A 16,083-nucleotide genomic window follows, 5' to 3' on the forward strand; every position below is an offset into this window, starting at 1 on the left:
AGACGGAGAGGCGGCGGGGTCGGTCATGGGCGTACGGATCGAGCGGGCGGAGCGGCGTGACCGGGAGCGGGTCGTCGCGGTCATGGAGGAGGCGTTCCACCACGACCCGGTCAGCAGCTGGGTGTTCCCGGACGAGGCCCACCGGGGCGCGGTGCACGGCAGGTTCCTCGGCGTCTTCGTCGACGTCGCTCTCGCCGAAGGCCGTATCGACATCGCCGAGGACGGAGCCGCCGTGGCCCTGTGGCTGACGGTGCCCGCCGGAGCGCCCGAGGAGGAGGACCCCACGCCCGCCCTGATGCGGCGGACCGCCGACCCGGACAACGAGCGCTGCGAACTGGTGGGCAGGCTCACCGGGGCCGTCCACCCGCACGACCGGTCGCACGCCTACCTGTTGATGATCGGCGTCGCCCCCGACCGGCAGGGCGAGGGCATCGGGGCGGAGCTGATCCGGGCGGAGTTGGAGCGGTGCGACCGGGAAGGGCTGCCGGTCTACCTGGAGGCGAGCAGCGCCCGGAGCCGGAGGCTGTACGAGCGCCTCGGCTTCCGCTTCATCGGCCGTACGGTCGACCTGCCGGACGGCCCGCCGATGTTTCCCATGTGGCGTGAACCGCACGCGAGTTGAGCCTCGCCCCCGCCCCGGAAGGAGGCCGTGGGCCGCTCGGGGAGGGGGGTGCGGGACCTGTCCGGGGCAGGGGCTACAGTCCCTGCTCATGACAGATGAGTCGTGGTCCGGCTGGTACCGGGACGCCAGGGGTTCCGAGGCCGTCGTCCTCACCACGGACGGGCAGCGGCTGCGGATCCGGGTCCGCGGGGCCGACTTCGAGGGCGAGAGCTTCGACGCCCTGCGCCCGGTCGCCGGTGTCCCCCCGGAGTGCGGGGTGCCCGGCCTCGCGGACGGCGCGCTCACCGACTGCGTACTGGAGTGGGACCTGCCGCTGCCCGTCCTCGTCGCGGGCACGCTCCGCCACGCCACGCTCAGCTGCCTGCTCTCGCTGCGCCGGGACGACCCCGACCTCCATCTCGCCCTCCATCTCGACGGCGCGGTGTACGAATCGGAGCGCGCCGAACGCGATTTCGCCGCGGCCCTGGCCACCGTCCGGCAAGCCCTCCCGGACGATGTCCGGCTCCAGACCTGCATCGCCTGCGCCTTCTCCGGCTCTTTCCCGGCCCCCGGCCGCGGCCTCTCCGGCGCGCTCGCCTGCTTCCGGGGGGCCAAGGACGCCTACCGGATCTCGGCGGCGGACGCGGGCGGGGTCCTGGAGCTGTGGGACCGGCGGTCCGGCACGGTCCAGGAGATATGGAGCTGCCACGAGTTCGAGGCGAGCCCGGCCGAGACCGTGGGCGCCGGACACCGGGACGCCGTCCCGCTGGACCGCGCCTGACGGCACGGGGCCTCGCCCCGCCGCCACGCCCGCCCCGCACCGCAGACCGGTGCGGGGCGTCCGCCGTCCGCCGTCCTGGTCCCGCTGGCGGCTGCGGTCGTCGTCGGCCGGGAGCTGAGCTGGTTCGCCGGGGCCCCGCTGATCGTCCTCACGCTGGTGACCGGTGCCTTCTGTCGCTCCCACGCCACCGTGGAGCGGCGCGGCCCCACCGTCTCCGGTCCGCTGCCGAAGCCCGCGTGCGGGTGCCGCCGGAGCGGAGGGAGGGGGCGGCAGCCTTGGCGTCAACGCCCGCGCGGAGCAGGGCGGTTGGGGCTACGGCATCCGTCCCGGCCGCAGCGGTGCCGTCATCGGCTCGGGAGAGGCCGTCGTGGTGGTCCGACGGGCGGGCCCGAGTTCGCCGTCACGGTCGACGACTCGGCCACCGGTGCGGCCCTGACCGGCACACTGCTCGACCGGCAGCGGACGGGGCGCTGACCTTGCTCTTCCGGTTCGATCCGGCCTCCACCGTTCCCCTCGGGGCCGGATCGCCGCCGCGGGGCGCCGCGCGGTGGCCGAGGGTGCGGTGGCCCCCGGCGAGCGGCTGCCCGCCGCACGGGTGCCCGCCGCATCCCTTGGTGTCAACGGCCTTGCCGTGCAGCGCGGTTACCAGCTGCTGCGCGAGGAGGGGCTCATCGAGCTCCGGCGCGGACGGGGTGCGGTGATCACCGCACAGTCCTCGCCGCAGCGGGCCCGGCTGCCGGAACGGGTCCGCGCAGCGGTCGCGGACGCCCGCGACCCGGGCATGACCGAGGGCGGACCGTTCGCCCCCGTCCGCGACCAGATTCCACGCCCGACGGGTGGCGCACCCGGCGCCCGGCGGGGGGAGTCGTCGGGCGGCCGGTCGGAGGGCCGTTCCGTGTGCGGAACGGCCCTCCGTGGTGCGGGGAGGGCTCCGGGCGGCCCCGGGGAACGGGGCCCGCCCGGAGCCTCTTCCGTACGTACGCGACCGCCGGAGTTGTTACCGCTCGTCACCGGTGCCCGTGCCGGTGCGGTTCCGGCGTTCCCCGGTGGGTCAGGAACCGGAGCGGGCGAGCGCCGCCAGTCCGTAGCGCCACAGCTGGTTCACCCGTGACCGCTCGTTGGCGTCCGGGATGGCGTTGGTGCAGGACGGGCCGGGGCCGCCGCCGGACATCAGCTGGCTGCACGGACCGGAGTAGGTGTCCGGAAGGCCCAGCACGTGCCCGGTCTCGTGCGTGGTGACGCGGACCGAGTCGTACTGCTGGTTCTGCCGGTAGTCCAGGAAGATGTAACCGCGGCCGTGCCCGTCGGTGCTCGCGTACGAGCCCCGCGCGTCGTTGCCCTCGCGGTAGGTGAAGTCCGCGCTGGAGCCCTCCTGGAGGCGGACGTTGGTGACCGAGCTGTTCCAGATCTGGGTGCTGCGGGCTATCTGGCTGCGGAAGCTCGGGGCCCTGGACGCGTTGTAGGTGACGGTGACCGCCTGGGTGCCCGGATCGGCGGCGCGTTTCTCGGCGACCGACTTCATCACCGCGTCCAGGAAGGCGCGGTTCGCGGCGGCGTTCTCGCCCGAGCCGTTGTACGCGGCGACGGTGGTGGAGGCGGACGTCGCCGCGGGGGCCGTGGAGGCGGCGACGACGGGAGCGGTACCCGGTGCGGCGAGGAGGCCGAGGCCGACGGCGGCGGTGGCGACGGCGGTCCTGAGGTGTCTCATGGGGGATCTCTCCTACCTGTCCGATCGAACCCGCGCCGTGGGGGTGTCCGCTGAACGGACGAGGCGCGGGGCGGTACGGGGAAGAGTGTGGGGCAGCGCACAGTCCGCGGGATGATGCCGAACGGCGATAGTGCCGGCCTATCCCCGGCCCGCCTCCTTCCCCGCGCACGTCAGCCGCCACCTTCATGCCATGCTCACGTCATGTACACCGCATCACCACATCCGTGCGAGCCCAACACCCCCTGAATTGCCGCGCTTTGGCCGGGTTGCGGCATCTGGTGCGCGGTGGGCGGCGGTCATAGTCTCCGCTGCATGGAGCTGGAGGTGAGACACCTCAGGGCGCTGTGCGCCATCGCGGACGCGGGCAGCCTGCACCGGGCGGCCCGGCGGCTCGGCGTGAGCCAGCCCTCGCTGACCACCCAGCTGCGACGCATCGAGAACGTCCTGGGCGCCGAGCTCTTCCGCCGCGAACGGACCGGCTGCCGCCCGACCTCCCTGGGGCGGGCCGTCCTCGACCGGGCCCGCCCCCTCGTCCAGGGCATGAACGACCTGGTCGCCGACGCGCTCGCGGAGGCGGAGGCCGGGCGCCCAGGCGGCTCCCGGCTGCGCATCGGCTCCACCGCGAGCCGGGTCATCGGCGGCTGGCTGCGCCGGCTGCGCGTCGCCCTGCCCAGCACCGACATTTCCCTGCGGGTCGACGTCTCCGCTCACGCCCTGCTGCGCTCGGTGGAGGCGGGCCGGCTGGACGTCGCCTTCGTCCACGAGGTGGAGGGCTCCCCGCTGGCCGTGCCCGAGGGGCTGGAACAGCGCGTCCTGGTGGACCGGGAGCCGCAGTTCATCTCGCTCTCGCGCGACCACCCGGCCGCCCGCCGCCGCGTGGTGGAACTGGGGGACCTGGCCGGTGATCCGTGGATGGTCGATCCGACGGTGGACGGCGAGTGGGACGGGGTGCGCCGGGTGCTCGGCGCGGCCGGACTGAACCCGCCGGTCCTGCACGGCGACTACCTCACCGCCGCCTCCCTCGTCGTGCTCGGCGAAGCCGTCGCCCCCTGTCAGCCGACCTCGGGTCCGCGCGACGACATGGTGATCCGGCCGCTGCTGGGCGACCCGCTCGCGGTCCGCCTCCTGCTGGCCTTCCGGCCCGGCACCGATATCGGCGTGGTCTACGCGCAGTTGGAGGACGCCTACCGGGACGCGGCGCGACGGGCGAGCGGCTACCACGAGTGGCTGCTGCGCCACCGCTCCCCGCTGGCGCGTACGCCCTGATTCCCCGGCCCTGTTCCGGAACCTTCGCCGTGCCCGTGCGGGAGTTCCCGGTTCTGCTGTCGGCGTGGCCGGGTTCCCCCCGCCGTCCTCCGTTGGGCAGGGTCCTCCCATGAGGCTCTTGATGCTGGGCGGTACGGAATTCGTCAGACGGGCCGTCACCGACGCGGCGCTGGAGCGGGGATGGGAGGTCACGGTGTTCCACCGCGGCCGGCACGCGCCCCCGCCCGGTGTGACCGCGCTGACCGGGGACCGGACCGCCGGCGCGCCGGGGCTCGCCGCGCTCGCGGGGAGCGGGCGGGAATGGGACCTGGTCGTCGACACCTGGAGCGGGGCGCCCTCCGCCGTCCGGGACGCGGCCCGGCTGCTCTCCGACCGGGCGGGACACTTCGGCTACGTCTCCAGCCGCTCGGTGTACGCCTTTCCGGCCGCCGCCGGGCTCGATGAGAACGGCCCGCCGGTGGCCGACGCCTCGCCCGACGACGGTGATGACGTGCCGTACGGCCGGGCCAAGCGCGGCGGCGAGCTGGCCGCCCTCGACGCCTTCGGTGACCGGGCCCTGCTGGCGCGGGCCGGACTGATCATCGGCCCCGGCGAGAACATCGGCCGGCTGCCCTGGTGGCTGTCCCGGATCGCCCGCGGCGGGCCGGTGATCGCCCCCGGCAGCCCCGCGACGGAGCTCCAGTACATCGACGCCCGTGACCTGGCCCGTTGGATGCTGGACGCGGGCGTGCGCGGGCTGCACGGCGCGTACAACACCGTCAGCCGTCCCGGCCACACCACCATGGGCGAGCTGCTGGCCGCCTGCGTGGCGGTCACCGGGTCCGACGCGGAGCTGCGCTGGACCGACGCGGAGACCCTGCTCGCCGCCGGGGCCGAACCCTGGAGCGACCTGCCGGTCTGGCTGCCGCCGGGCGAGCTGTACGACACGCTGCACCGGGGCGACCACACCAAGGCGTACGCCGCGGGTCTGCGCTGCCGCCCGGTCGAGGAGACCGTCGCGGACACCTGGAGCTGGCTGTGCGCGCTGGGCGGCACGGCTCCCCGGCGGCCCGACCGTCCGGCCGTCGGTCTCGCCCCCGCATTGGAGGCGAAGCTGCTGGCGCTCTGAGGCGCCGGTGCGCGTCCGTGGGCGCTCTGCACAGGCGCCGTGGTGGAGGAGCCTCCGCGCGTGTCGCGCCGAAGAAGCCTCCTATAGATCTACATAACGGGACAAGAGCGGCGTGTCATACAAAACGACAAAGTGATGACCATGCATATTGCGCGGCATGGAACAGAAGGCGCGCAGACGCCGTAACGCAATCCGGGCAGCAATGACAGTGGCCACGGCCGCCGCGATGGTGGGCGTGCTGGCCCCCGCCGTGGGCGCCGATTCGCGGCCCGGCGGACCGGGGTCCTGCCCCGGCAGCTCCTGCCCGCGCAGTGGGAACGAGCCCGGCAACGACAGCGACATCGACGTGCACGGGGGTGAGGACTCCCTGGTCCGGCAGGCGGCGGCCGAGGCGAAGGGCAAGGCCGGCATCCTCGGCCGGTTCGACGTGAACAAGCGGGAAGGTGCCTCGCGGATCTCCGGCGCCGGCATCGCGGGCGGGGCGACGAGGGCCCTGGGCGACGTCCACGGCACCCCGCGCGGCTCCGCCACGTCCATGCCGGCTCTTTCGGACCCCGGGTTCCGCGAGCGCCTGCTGGGGAACGTCCCGGACGCCGCCGGCCGCACCCCGACGGGGCCGGCGCGGTCCCAGGGAAGCGCGCCGACCGGACGGCCGCCCAGCGCCGCCACGCTCGACGCGGGCGATAGCGACACCCCTTCCCGCACGGCTGGTTCGCCCCCCGACACCTCGGGGGACCAGTCGGACGACGCATACTCCTCCCCCGGCGAGGAGCCATCGTGCACCCCGACGCCGACTCCGCCGCACCCGACCCCGACTCCGCCGCATCCGACGCCCACGCCGACCCCGCCGCACCCCACCCCCACTCCGCCGCATCCGACGCCCACGCCCACCCCGACGCCGCCGCACCCCACTCCGACCCCGCCGCATCCGACCCCGACGCCGCCGCATCCGACCCCGACCCCGCCGCATCCGACCCCGACGCCGCCGCATCCGACGCCCACGCCGACCCCGCCGCATCCGACCCCGACCCCGACGCCACCACACCCCACCCCGACGCCACCGCACCCCACGCCCACCCCACCGCATCCCACGCCCACCCCGACGCCGCCGCACCCGACACCGACGCCGCCGCATCCGACCCCGACCCCGACCCCGCCGCACCCCACGCCCTCGCCGAGCCACCCGGGGGAGCTGCCCGGCACCGGGGCGCGGGGCGGCGAATGGATCCTCGGGTCCCTGGCGGCAGCACTGGCGGCCGCCGGCGGCACGGTCCTCGTCGCCACGCGCAGGGCCCGGCGACGCGGCAACTGACCTTCCTCCGGCGAGGAGCTAGCGTGGTCCGATGACCGAACCGCTGCTGCACCTCGCCGAAGCGCCGCTGTGGGAGGCGGCCCGCGGGACAGGGACGTACGAGATGTCCACCCGTGGCCGCACCCTCCGTGAGGAGGGCTTCATCCACCTCTCGCTGCCGCACCAACTCCTCGGTGTGGCGCGGATGCTGTACGGGTACGGGGAGGCGCCGGAGGCCGGTGGCCGGGACCTGGTGGTCCTGGTCGTCGACCCCGCCCGCCTCGCCGGCCCCGTCCGGTTCGAGGCGCTGAAGCCCGGCGGCGAGGAGTTCCCGCACCTGTACGGACCGCTGCCCGTGGACGCGGTCGTCGAGGTGCTGCCCCTGGACCACTGGGGCCCCGCACGACGAGAGGAAGACGAATCCCCGTGAACGGCCCCCTCATCGCGGTCACCGGTGCGAGCGGAGCGGTCGGCGGCCGGGTCGCCCGGCGGCTCGCCCGGACCGGCGTGCCCGTACGGCTCCTCGGCCGCGACCCCGCCCGCCTGCCCGACGTACCCGGCGCCGACCACGCGCCCGCCGCCCCCTACGGTGACGGCGAGGCCATGCGCCGTGCCCTGGACGGGGCCCACACCCTGTTCCTGGTCTCCGCCCACGAGAGCCCCGACCGGGTCCGTGAACACACCACGGCGATCGACGCGGCGGTCGCCGTGGGCGTGGAGCGGATCGTGTACGTGTCCTTCCAGGGTGCCGCGCCCGACGCCACGTTCACCTTCGCCCGCGACCACTGGGACACCGAGGCCCACCTCCGTACGTCCGGTCTCCGCCACACCTTCCTGCGGGACAACTGGTACCAGGCGGGGCTGCCCGCGATGACCGGGACCGACGGCGTGCTGCGCGGACCGGCGGGCGAGGGGCGGGTGGCGGCCGTCACCCACGAGGACGTCGCCGACGCGGCGGCCGCCGTGCTGCTGGACGAGGGCCCGGACCACGACGGGCTGGCCTACGACCTCACGGGCCCCGAGGCGTTCACCCTCGCCGAGGCGGCCGAGGAGCTGAGCCGGGTCACCGGACGGCCCGTCGTCTACGTCCCCGAGACCCGCGAGGAGGCCTACGCCTCACGGGCCGGTTACGGCGCCCCGGAGTGGGAGGTGGCCGGCTGGGTCACCTCGTACGAGGCCATCGCCAACGGGGAGCTGGCCGCCGTCTCGGACGCGGTGCCCACGCTCACCGGACATCCCGCGCGGAGCTTCGCCGCGTTCCTGGCGGCGAACCCGGACAGCTACCGCCACCTGCTCCCCGGCGGCTGACCTGCGGGCGGCCGTCCGGGTCCGCCCGTCACCCGCTCCCCGGCGAACGGCCGGCCGCCGCCCGGTTCACCGCCACGGGATGTGCTTCCACGGGCTGCCCTCGCTCTCCGTCAGCAGCCGGTGGGCGAGGACGCACTGCTCGTAGAACGTCCCGTACTCCTCCTCGTCGAACCGCAGCACCCGCCCCAGCGCGTACCCCGCCGAGAAGTCCTCCCATGAGCGGTGGGCCGACTTGCTCAGCGCCCCGGCGTACACGATCGCCGCCTCCGCGTCCGCCGGGCCGCAGAACCGTGCCGACAGCCCCCAGCGGGCCAGGTTCACCGCCCGTCCGTAGTCGTACGCGACCGTCGTGCGCACCCGGCCGTCCGGCGGCAGCAGTCCGTCCGCGCGGAACCGGGCCTCGTAGCGCATGACCCGGCGCACCAGCTCCTCGATGCCCTTGACCGTCTCCGCGTCCGCCCCGAGGTCCTGGGCGTGACCGGCGGCCGTCTCCCGCCACAGATCGGCCGAGGGCAGCTCGCCGATCGGGGCCGCCAGCTGCTCGCGGACGCGCAGCACGAAGTCCGGCTCCGGCGGACTGTTCCGCGCGTCCAGCAGGGCGTCCAGCTGCTGCCGCCACCCCTCGTGGCCGGTGATGCCCCAGGAGTCGCGGAGCTGCTCGCGCTCCTCCACGTACTCGCGGTAGACCGTGCCGATCTCGTTCCACGGCACGGCGTTCCCGATCGCCAGATGCACCCCGCACGCCAGCCCGTACGCCAGCGGGCCGTGGAGCGCGCCGTGGCGCAGCGCGACGAGGCGGTTCCCCGAGGGCCGGTCGTTCTCCGCGTAGGCCCGCTGCCACAGCGCCAGGTCGGACGGGGCGGCCGGCAGCAGCAGTTGACCGGGCGTTCCCACGTTCACGCCCAGCCACACCTGCGGATCGGACCAGCCGAACTCCGCGACCCACCGCAGCGTCACCCCGCGGAAGACCCAGTCCGGATGCCAGGCGGGCAGCATGCCCCGCGTCAGGAGCGGCCGGCAGACGAAGCCCGCCGGATCGACGTGCCTGCGCCAGACCAGGGTGTCCGGGTCGGCGTCCGCCTCGGCGCGCGGGGCGGGGATGTACAGCTCGGCCCCGGCCAGCGCGGCCAGCTGGCCCCGTACGTCGCCGCGCAGGGCGGCCTCGTGGAGGAGCTGCTCGGTCTCGGACGGCGGAACCCAGGGTGCGGGCGTCCACGGGGCGGAAGTGCCAGGGGCCGGAGGAGTGGCGGGATGAAGGTGCGGGTTCATGACCAGGGGATGTTCCGGTAGGGGCTGGTGGGGGCCTGGGCGAGGATGCGGTGCTGCGCCAGCGACTGCTGGTACCGCAGCTCCTCGCCGGGCGTGCCGTCCGCGTCGTCGCCGTGGACCAGGCGGGCCAGGGCGTAGCCGAGGGAGAAGGCGGCCCAGGAGGGGTACGCCTGCCGGGCGAGTTCGCCCAGGCGCAGCACGTCCTGCTCGGCCTCGTGCGGTTCGGTGAGCCGGGCGCCCAGCGCGAGGCGTACGACGTTGACCGCCCGCCCCAGGTCGAACGCGGCGAGCGTGTCGATCCGGCCGTCCGGAGCGAGGGCCCCGTCGGCCCGGAACCGCTCCTCGTACCGGGTGACACGGTGCAGCGCCCCGTGCGCCTCCGTCCGGTCCTCGGCGTCGCGCGCCGCGAACGCACGGTCCACCGCCTCGGTCCACTCCGCGGGCGTCGGCGTGCGTCCCAGCCGGAGGGCCAGGGTGTGGCGCGACCGCAGCACGGTCTCCTGCACCCGACCCACCAGCCGGCACTTCATCAGCGAGTCCAGCCGGCGGCGGAGATCGGCCCGGTGCTGGATGCCCCAGGGGCTGCGCAGCCGGGCCCGGTCCGTGGCGTAGTCCTGGTAGACCGCGCCCAGCCGGTTCCAGGCGAGGCCGTTGTGGACCGCGAGATGGGCTCCGAGCGCCAGACCGTGGGCGAGCGGCCCGTGCAGGGGGCCGGTGGCGTCGGTGAGCAGCCGCCCCTCGCGCGCCGCGCCGGAGCGGGCGTCGGCGCTCCGCCAGGCCTTCAGCCGACGGGGCCCGGCATCGACCTGCGCGGCGAGCGGGGTGCCATGGTTCACGGCGAGGCGGCGGGCGTCGTACGGCCAGATCCGGGCGAGTTCGCCGAGGTCCACCGCCCGGAACACCCACTCCGGGTGCCAGGGAGGCAGCAGGCCCGGAGTCAGCACCGGCACGCAGATCCGCCGGCTCGCCGCGTCCCGGAACGTGGGCAGCGGGGCCGTCCAGTCCGGGACGTCCGCGTGCAGCCGGGGGACGAGCACGTACAGCCGGGTGCGGGCGAGCACATCGAGGACCGCGTCCTGGCCGCCGCCCGCCAGCGCGGCCGCCAGCTCACGCTCGACCTCGGTGGGCGCGGGGTGGCCCTGCGCTCCGCCCGTCGGTGCCGCCGCGCCCGGTGCCGCTGTGCTCCCTGCCGCTGTGCTCCGTGCCGCCGCGCCGCCTTCGCGTCCTGGCGGCACCCCCGCCGGCATCCCCGTCATCCCCGTCGTCACGGGCCGATCCTACGGAACGGCCGCCGGGCCGCGCCGGGCGGTCAGAGCCCGGCGGGGCGCACCAGCCCCGACTCGTACGCGAACACCGCCGCCTGGGTCCGGTCGCGTACGCCCAACTTGACCAGGATGCGGCCCACATGGGTCTTCACCGTCTGTTCCGCCACGATGATCTCCCGTGCGATCTCCGCGTTCGACAGACCGCCCGCGATCAGCGTCAGCACCTCCGTCTCGCGCTCGGTCAGATCCCCGATCCGCTCCTTGACCGGTGGGCGCGGGGCACCCGCCGTCCGGGAGAACTCGACGATCAGCCGCTTGGTGATGTTCGGCGAGAGCAGTGCGTCGCCTGCCGCCACCACCCGTACCGCGTGCGCGAGTTCGTCGGCCGACGCGTCCTTCAGCAGGAAGCCCGAGGCGCCCGCGCGCAGCGCCTCGTACACGTACTCGTCGAGGTCGAAGGTGGTCAGCACGAGCACCTTCACCGTGGAGCCCTCGGGGGAGGTGATCCGCCGGGTGGCCTCGATGCCGCCCAGCTCGGGCATGCGGATGTCCATCAGGACGACGTCCGGGGCGAGTTCGGCGACCTTGTCGATGGCGTCGAGCCCGTTGACGGCCTGCCCGACCACCTCGATGTCCGGCTCGGCGTTCAGCAGGACCGAGAAGCCCTGGCGGACCATCATCTGGTCGTCGGCGATCACGGCGCGGATGGGCGGGGTCATCGGGCTTCCTCGGTGGTCGTGGTGGTGGCATGGGTGGCGGTGGCGGGCAGCAGGGCGGTGACCTCCCAGCCTCCTTCGGGCGTCGGCCCGGTGGCCAGCTCGCCGCCGAGCATCGCCGCGCGTTCGCGCATCCCGAGCAGACCGTGGCGTACGCCGGGGGAGGGGTCGGCCGGGTGCTCCGGCGCGCTGTTGACGACCCGGACGGTCAGCCCGGCGGGCCGGTGGGCGACCGTCACCTCGGCGGTCGCGCCGGGCGCGTGGCGCATCACGTTGCTCAGCGCCTCCTGCACGATGCGGTACGCGGACAGTTCGACGCCCGGCGGCAGCGGGCGGGGCTCGCCGGTGGTGGAGGCGGTGACGGCGAGACCTGCGGAGCGCACGGTGGTGAGCAGCCCGTCGAGCCCGTCGAGCCCCGGCTGCGGCGCGTGCCGGGTGTCATCGCCCCGCGCGGGGGCGTCCTCCGAGCGCAGGACGCCCAGCACCCGGCGCAGCTCGGCGAGGGCTTCCAGGGCGTTCTCGCGGATGCCGGCCAGATTCTCCCGCAGCGCGTCGGAGGGGGGCCTCGACCAGGTGCGGGGCGACCTGCGCCTGGATGGAGATCACCGACATGTGGTGGGCGACCACGTCGTGCAGCTCGCGGGCGATCCGGTTGCGCTCCTCCAGCAGGGTGCGCCGGGCCCGCTCCTCCGCGGTCAGCTCGGCCTGGACGACGAGGTCCTTACGGGCCAGGCGCAGGCTGCGCAGAGCGGCGCCGACGACCACGGCGGTGGCGAGCACGAGCCCGGCGACGGGCAGGCTCACCTGCGGCAGCGGCGGTGTGCGCAGGGCGGCGAACAGCGTCGGCGCCAGCGACAGCGCCAGCGCGAGTGCCGCGCGGCGGCGCGGGACCCGCAGTGCCAGCAGGAACAGCGCGCCGGCCTGGAGCGCGGTCCCCGCGAACGGCGTGGGATACAGGAGGTCGGGGCTCATGGGGAGACCGTCGGGCCACCGGTCCGCGTGGTCGCGGGGCGCGGCGGCCACCGTGAGCAGCAGCGCCACGACGGTCAGCGCGGTCATCGACCACCAGGCGCCCACCGGCCGGGACATCCCGGCCACCAGCGCCGCGGACTGGGCGACGGCCACCAGTACCGCGAGACCGCTGACCGGTGCTCCGTACGGGGTGAGTTCCCCGGTGCGGACCACCGCGACACCGGCCGAGGCGATCACCAGCAGCACCAGGAACACCGGCCGCCACACCGGCGCGTTCGGCTCCTCCATGCGCGGCACCCGGTCCGCCGGAGCCGCCCACAACTCCTCGTACAGGGCACGCGGCACGCGGCGCACCGCCGCCCGCAGACGTACCGCCCCCGATGACGTCACCGCCCCCACCGCCCCCTCGGCTCCGCTCTTCCCCAGACTAGGCACGACGCGTGTCACCCTTTCGTCCGGGGGCGGACCCCCGGACGACGAGGGAGCCCCCTCCCGTACGCCGTCCACCCTGCTCATAGCCCCGGAAGGCCGCCCAGCACCCCGCCAGCGCCAGGGCGAACACCGGCAGCCACAGCAGCCGGGCCACCACCCCAGCCGGGGCCGTCGGGCACGGTGTGCAGCCCCGGCAGCGGGCCGTCCGCGCACAGGAGCGCGGTCGCCGTGACGATGATCATCGCGGTCTGGTGCCAGAGGAAGACGGTCATCGCCGCCAGGTTCACCAGCGCCACCGCCGCCCACAGCGCGGGCCTGCGCAACGCCCGCCGCAAGGGCCCGAGCAGCAGCAGCGCCGCCCCGCACTGGGCCAGCCCGAACGCCACGGCGGCCAGGGACGGCGGGTCCAGATTCGACATCCGGCCGCCCGGAACGCCGACCATGGACGCCGGGTATCCGGCCCACAGCACGAGACCCGCCGCCGCCGAGGCCCCGCCGAGCAGCAGCGCCCACCGGCCCGCCCGGCCGGACAGCCCGCCGCGGGCCACCAGTGCGCCCAGGCAGTAGGGCACCAGCCAGCCCGCGATCACGTTGATCCACCCCAGCTCACGGGGGCCGTCGAGCCCCAGGCGTACGAGGTCGACGTGGAGCACCGCCATGAGCGGCCACAGCGGGTGCAGCCGCGCCACCAGCGGGGTCAGTGCGGTCAGGGCGGCGAAGACCAGCAGGAACCACAGCGGGGACCAGACCAGCTTTCCCAGCGCCCGGACGGTCGGCACACCCACCCCGGCCGCCGCCATCGCCGCGGCGGCGAGCGTCCACACCAGCAGCACCGCCGCCACCGGCCGGAACAGGCGGGCCAGCCGGCCGCCCACCCACCGCCCGTACGGCACGCCCCGCTTCTGCGCCGAGGCCCAACTCCCGGACGCCACCAGCCCGCCCACCAGGAAGAACACGGCGAGGGTCTGGAACACCCACGAGACGGGGGTCAGCCGGGGCACGGCCGTGAGCGGGCTCGCCCCGCGCACCGTGCCGCTGTCGGCCACCAGAGCGGTGACCAGCCAGTGCCCGCCCACCACGCCCAGGATCGCCAGGGCCCGCAGGGCATCGACGGCCCGGTCGCGGCCGGGCGGGGTGGCGGCCTCGATACGCGCGACACCCTCGCGTACGGAGCCGCGCACGGCCCTGCGCAGGGGAGGCCGCCGGGGCCCGGCGGCCGGCGCGATCCCGGTCAGGGGGCCGGTCATCGGGACGCCCCCACCGGTTCGGCGCCCGCCACGATCCGGGCGATGTTCGCCAGCGGACGGGAGCCGGGCAGCAGATAGTCGCTGTGACCGCCGTCCCCCGCGTCGAACACCTCGGCCCCGAAGCGGTCCGCCACCGGATCGGTACCGAACCCCACGGCCGCGACGAGCGGCACCCGCACCCGGACATGGGGCACCCGCGCGATCCAGTCCCCGCCGCTCCGGCCCGCCCACACCCGCGCCCGCGTGCGCAGCGCGTCCGTGTCCGCCACGCCGACTCCGGGGCTGCCGTACAGCACGAGGGCATCGGCCGCCGTTCCCGGCGCGGACCGGCCGCAGATCACCGAACCGTACGAGTGGCAGAGCAGGCTGATGCGGGCGGCGGGCCGCACCGCGCGCAACCCGTCCACCAGCGCGCGCAGCCCCGGCGCGGCCTCGTCGGCCCGCCCGGTGGTGAGGACGGCGGGGCTGACGGTGGCCGGTGAACGGTAGCCCAGCCAGACCACCACGGCCCCGCCCGTGCCCAACTCCCGGTGCAGCGCGGACGCGTCGCGCCTCAGCCGCCAGTAGGTGTCCGGGCCGACGCCCGCTCCGGGCACCAGCACCGCGATCCGCCGGGCGGTGGCCAGCTCCCCGACGACCTCCGTGCTCCGGCCGCCGTCCCGCCCGTCGAAGGACAGGAACCGCCGTCCCGGCGCGGCGAACTCCTCGAGTGAGGCCGCCCGCTTCAGGTCCCCGTGGTCCGCCGCTGTCCGTCCGGCCGCCCGGATGTCCTGCCGGACGGCCTCGTACCGCCGGGCGAGCGCCGCCGGGCTCGCGTCGCGCAGCGGCCCGAGGGCGGTCGGCGCGGGGGCGGGCACGGCCGCGGGCCGGGCCGCGCCGGACACCGGAACGGCCACCGCGAAGGTGACGAGGGCCGCGAGCAGGGTGCGACGGATGCGACGTCTGCGGGGGCGGTCCGCCATGGGGCGAGTTCCTTCCGTACCGGTGCTGTTGTGTGCTTGCGGTACAGAAGCTATGGACAGGGAGCGGTAGTTGACGTCCCTCCGTGGAGCGCACCCGGGGAGTGGCTCTCAGGTATGACACGGGGTACGCGGTGGTACGGGCGGATGGGGGCGGGCCCGTGGGTGGGAGGCGTGGTGGGGGCGAGGCCGGTTGCGGCCGGCCTCGGCCCGAGGGGTGCGCCGGGCGGAGGCGGCCGGCTTCGGCCCGAGGGGTGCGCCGGGCGGAGGGGGCCGGCTTCAGCTCTGCCCGGTGCGGTCGAGGATCGCGGCGGCCAGCGGGGCGTGGACCTCGCGGGGCAGGGCGTGCCCCATGCCGGGGATCTCGACGAGCCGGGCGCCACGGATCACCTGCGCCAGGTGCTCGGCGTGCGGGGCCGGTGCGACCGGATCGGCGGGGGCCGAGACGATCAGCGTGGGCACCTCGGTGGTGGCGAGCTGTTCGGTGCGTTCCATGCCGGAGTGGCCGGCACGGGCGTGTGCGGTCCCGGCGCGGTGGTGTCCGGTGTGGGCGATGATCCGGCGCTCCAGCTCACGGGCGTAGGCGGCGTCGAACGGGATCAGGCCGCCGCCCAGCACCCGCCAGTGCTCGACACGCCGTTCCAGCTCGGCCTCCGGTCCCAGGTCCTCGACGGGGCGCGACCACAGCTCCATCAGCTCCGGGGAGACTCCGGGCAGCTCCTCCGGCGGCACACGGCGGCCGTCCGGCGCGACGTACGGGGTGGAGCTGAGCGCGGTGGTCCCGATGACGGCGGCGCTGAGCACCCGGTCGGGACGGTCGGCGACGAGCAGCTGCGTCAGCATGCCGCCCAACGACATCCCCACGACGTGCGCGCGCTCCACTCCGCACGCGTCCAGGACGGCGACGGCGTCCTCCGCCAACGCGGTGAGCGGATAGGGATGTTCGTCGAAGGAGGCGGTGGAGCGGCCGGTGTCCCGGTGGTCGTACCGGATCACCCGGTGCCGTACGGCCAACGACTCCACGAGCTCGTCGGGCCAGCCGAGCCCGGACGCCTGAGCGCCCATGACCAGCAGCAGAGCGGGCGCGTCCGGAGCGCCGAGCTCCTGGGCCCAGAGCCGTACACCGGGGGCGACGTCGACGAAGCGTTCCATGGGGACCT

Annotated in this window: 13 protein-coding genes and 3 pseudogenes; 8 read left to right on the forward strand and 8 right to left on the reverse strand. The window is 75.4% G+C overall.

Features of this window, described 5'->3' with window-relative positions:
* Positions 1-25 precede the first annotated feature (25 nt).
* The 3 genes and pseudogenes from QFZ71_RS21275 to QFZ71_RS21290 form a co-directional block, all read left to right on the forward strand.
* Positions 26-622 (forward strand): N-acetyltransferase, encoded by a 597-nt coding sequence (locus QFZ71_RS21275; RefSeq protein ID WP_307671539.1) that lies wholly within the window; start codon positions 26-28, stop codon positions 620-622.
* An 88-nt stretch (positions 623-710) separates the two neighbouring features.
* Complete coding sequence (locus QFZ71_RS21280; protein ID WP_307669765.1) at positions 711-1,382, forward strand: DUF6304 family protein; 672 nt, start codon at positions 711-713, stop codon at positions 1,380-1,382.
* A 476-nt stretch (positions 1,383-1,858) separates the two neighbouring features.
* A pseudogene (locus QFZ71_RS21290) lies at positions 1,859-2,205 on the forward strand (GntR family transcriptional regulator); the annotation flags it as partial.
* Between the two features lie 228 nt (positions 2,206-2,433).
* On the opposite strand, the gene snpA reads toward QFZ71_RS21290, so the two are convergent.
* The gene (gene snpA / locus QFZ71_RS21295) at positions 2,434-3,090 is read right to left on the reverse strand and encodes a snapalysin (protein WP_307669766.1); all 657 of its coding nucleotides are present in this window, start codon (positions 3,088-3,090) and stop codon (positions 2,434-2,436) included.
* 312 nt (positions 3,091-3,402) lie between these two features.
* On the opposite strand from snpA, the gene QFZ71_RS21300 reads away from it, so the two are divergent.
* The 5 genes from QFZ71_RS21300 to QFZ71_RS21320 all read left to right on the forward strand — a co-directional run bounded on the left by QFZ71_RS21300 (position 3,403) and on the right by QFZ71_RS21320 (position 8,063).
* Entirely contained in the window at positions 3,403-4,356 is a 954-nt protein-coding gene (locus QFZ71_RS21300) for a LysR family transcriptional regulator (protein WP_307669767.1), read from the forward strand.
* Positions 4,357-4,477: 121 nt separating this feature from the next.
* The gene (locus tag QFZ71_RS21305) at positions 4,478-5,464 is read left to right on the forward strand and encodes an NAD-dependent epimerase/dehydratase family protein (RefSeq protein WP_307671540.1); all 987 of its coding nucleotides are present in this window, start codon (positions 4,478-4,480) and stop codon (positions 5,462-5,464) included.
* A 777-nt stretch (positions 5,465-6,241) separates the two neighbouring features.
* Positions 6,242-6,811, forward strand: coding sequence for a hypothetical protein (locus tag QFZ71_RS21310; protein ID WP_307669768.1), 570 nt, complete (start codon positions 6,242-6,244; stop codon positions 6,809-6,811).
* Positions 6,808-7,185, forward strand: coding sequence for a DUF952 domain-containing protein (locus QFZ71_RS21315; protein WP_307669769.1), 378 nt, complete (start codon positions 6,808-6,810; stop codon positions 7,183-7,185). The genes QFZ71_RS21310 and QFZ71_RS21315 overlap by 4 nt, the downstream gene beginning before the upstream one ends.
* Entirely contained in the window at positions 7,182-8,063 is an 882-nt protein-coding gene (locus QFZ71_RS21320; RefSeq protein WP_307669770.1) for an SDR family oxidoreductase, read from the forward strand. Before QFZ71_RS21315 ends, QFZ71_RS21320 begins: the two co-directional genes overlap by 4 nt.
* A gap of 66 nt (positions 8,064-8,129) precedes the next feature.
* Here the strand turns inward: QFZ71_RS21320 and QFZ71_RS21325 are convergent, their stop codons facing one another.
* From QFZ71_RS21325 to QFZ71_RS21355, 7 genes and pseudogenes are all read right to left on the reverse strand, one after another.
* Entirely contained in the window at positions 8,130-9,332 is a 1,203-nt protein-coding gene (locus tag QFZ71_RS21325; RefSeq protein ID WP_307669771.1) for a DUF1266 domain-containing protein, read from the reverse strand.
* On the reverse strand, positions 9,329-10,600 hold the full coding sequence (locus QFZ71_RS21330; RefSeq protein WP_307669772.1) for a DUF1266 domain-containing protein: 1,272 nt from the start codon (positions 10,598-10,600) through the stop codon (positions 9,329-9,331). Before QFZ71_RS21330 ends, QFZ71_RS21325 begins: the two co-directional genes overlap by 4 nt.
* A gap of 41 nt (positions 10,601-10,641) precedes the next feature.
* The gene (locus tag QFZ71_RS21335) at positions 10,642-11,316 is read right to left on the reverse strand and encodes a response regulator transcription factor (protein WP_307669773.1); all 675 of its coding nucleotides are present in this window, start codon (positions 11,314-11,316) and stop codon (positions 10,642-10,644) included.
* Positions 11,313-12,639 (reverse strand): annotated as a pseudogene (locus QFZ71_RS21340) (sensor histidine kinase). Before QFZ71_RS21340 ends, QFZ71_RS21335 begins: the two are co-directional and overlap by 4 nt.
* A gap of 73 nt (positions 12,640-12,712) precedes the next feature.
* A pseudogene (locus tag QFZ71_RS21345) lies at positions 12,713-13,964 on the reverse strand (acyltransferase).
* Positions 13,961-14,926, reverse strand: a complete 966-nt coding sequence (locus QFZ71_RS21350; protein WP_307669774.1) for an alpha/beta hydrolase — start codon at positions 14,924-14,926, stop codon at positions 13,961-13,963. Before QFZ71_RS21350 ends, QFZ71_RS21345 begins: the two are co-directional and overlap by 4 nt.
* Before the next feature lie 276 nt (positions 14,927-15,202).
* Entirely contained in the window at positions 15,203-16,075 is an 873-nt protein-coding gene (locus QFZ71_RS21355) for an alpha/beta fold hydrolase (protein WP_307669775.1), read from the reverse strand.
* Positions 16,076-16,083: the final 8 nt, after the last annotated feature.

It is taken from the genome of Streptomyces sp. V2I9 (assembly GCF_030817475.1).
Taxonomy (GTDB): domain Bacteria; phylum Actinomycetota; class Actinomycetes; order Streptomycetales; family Streptomycetaceae; genus Streptomyces.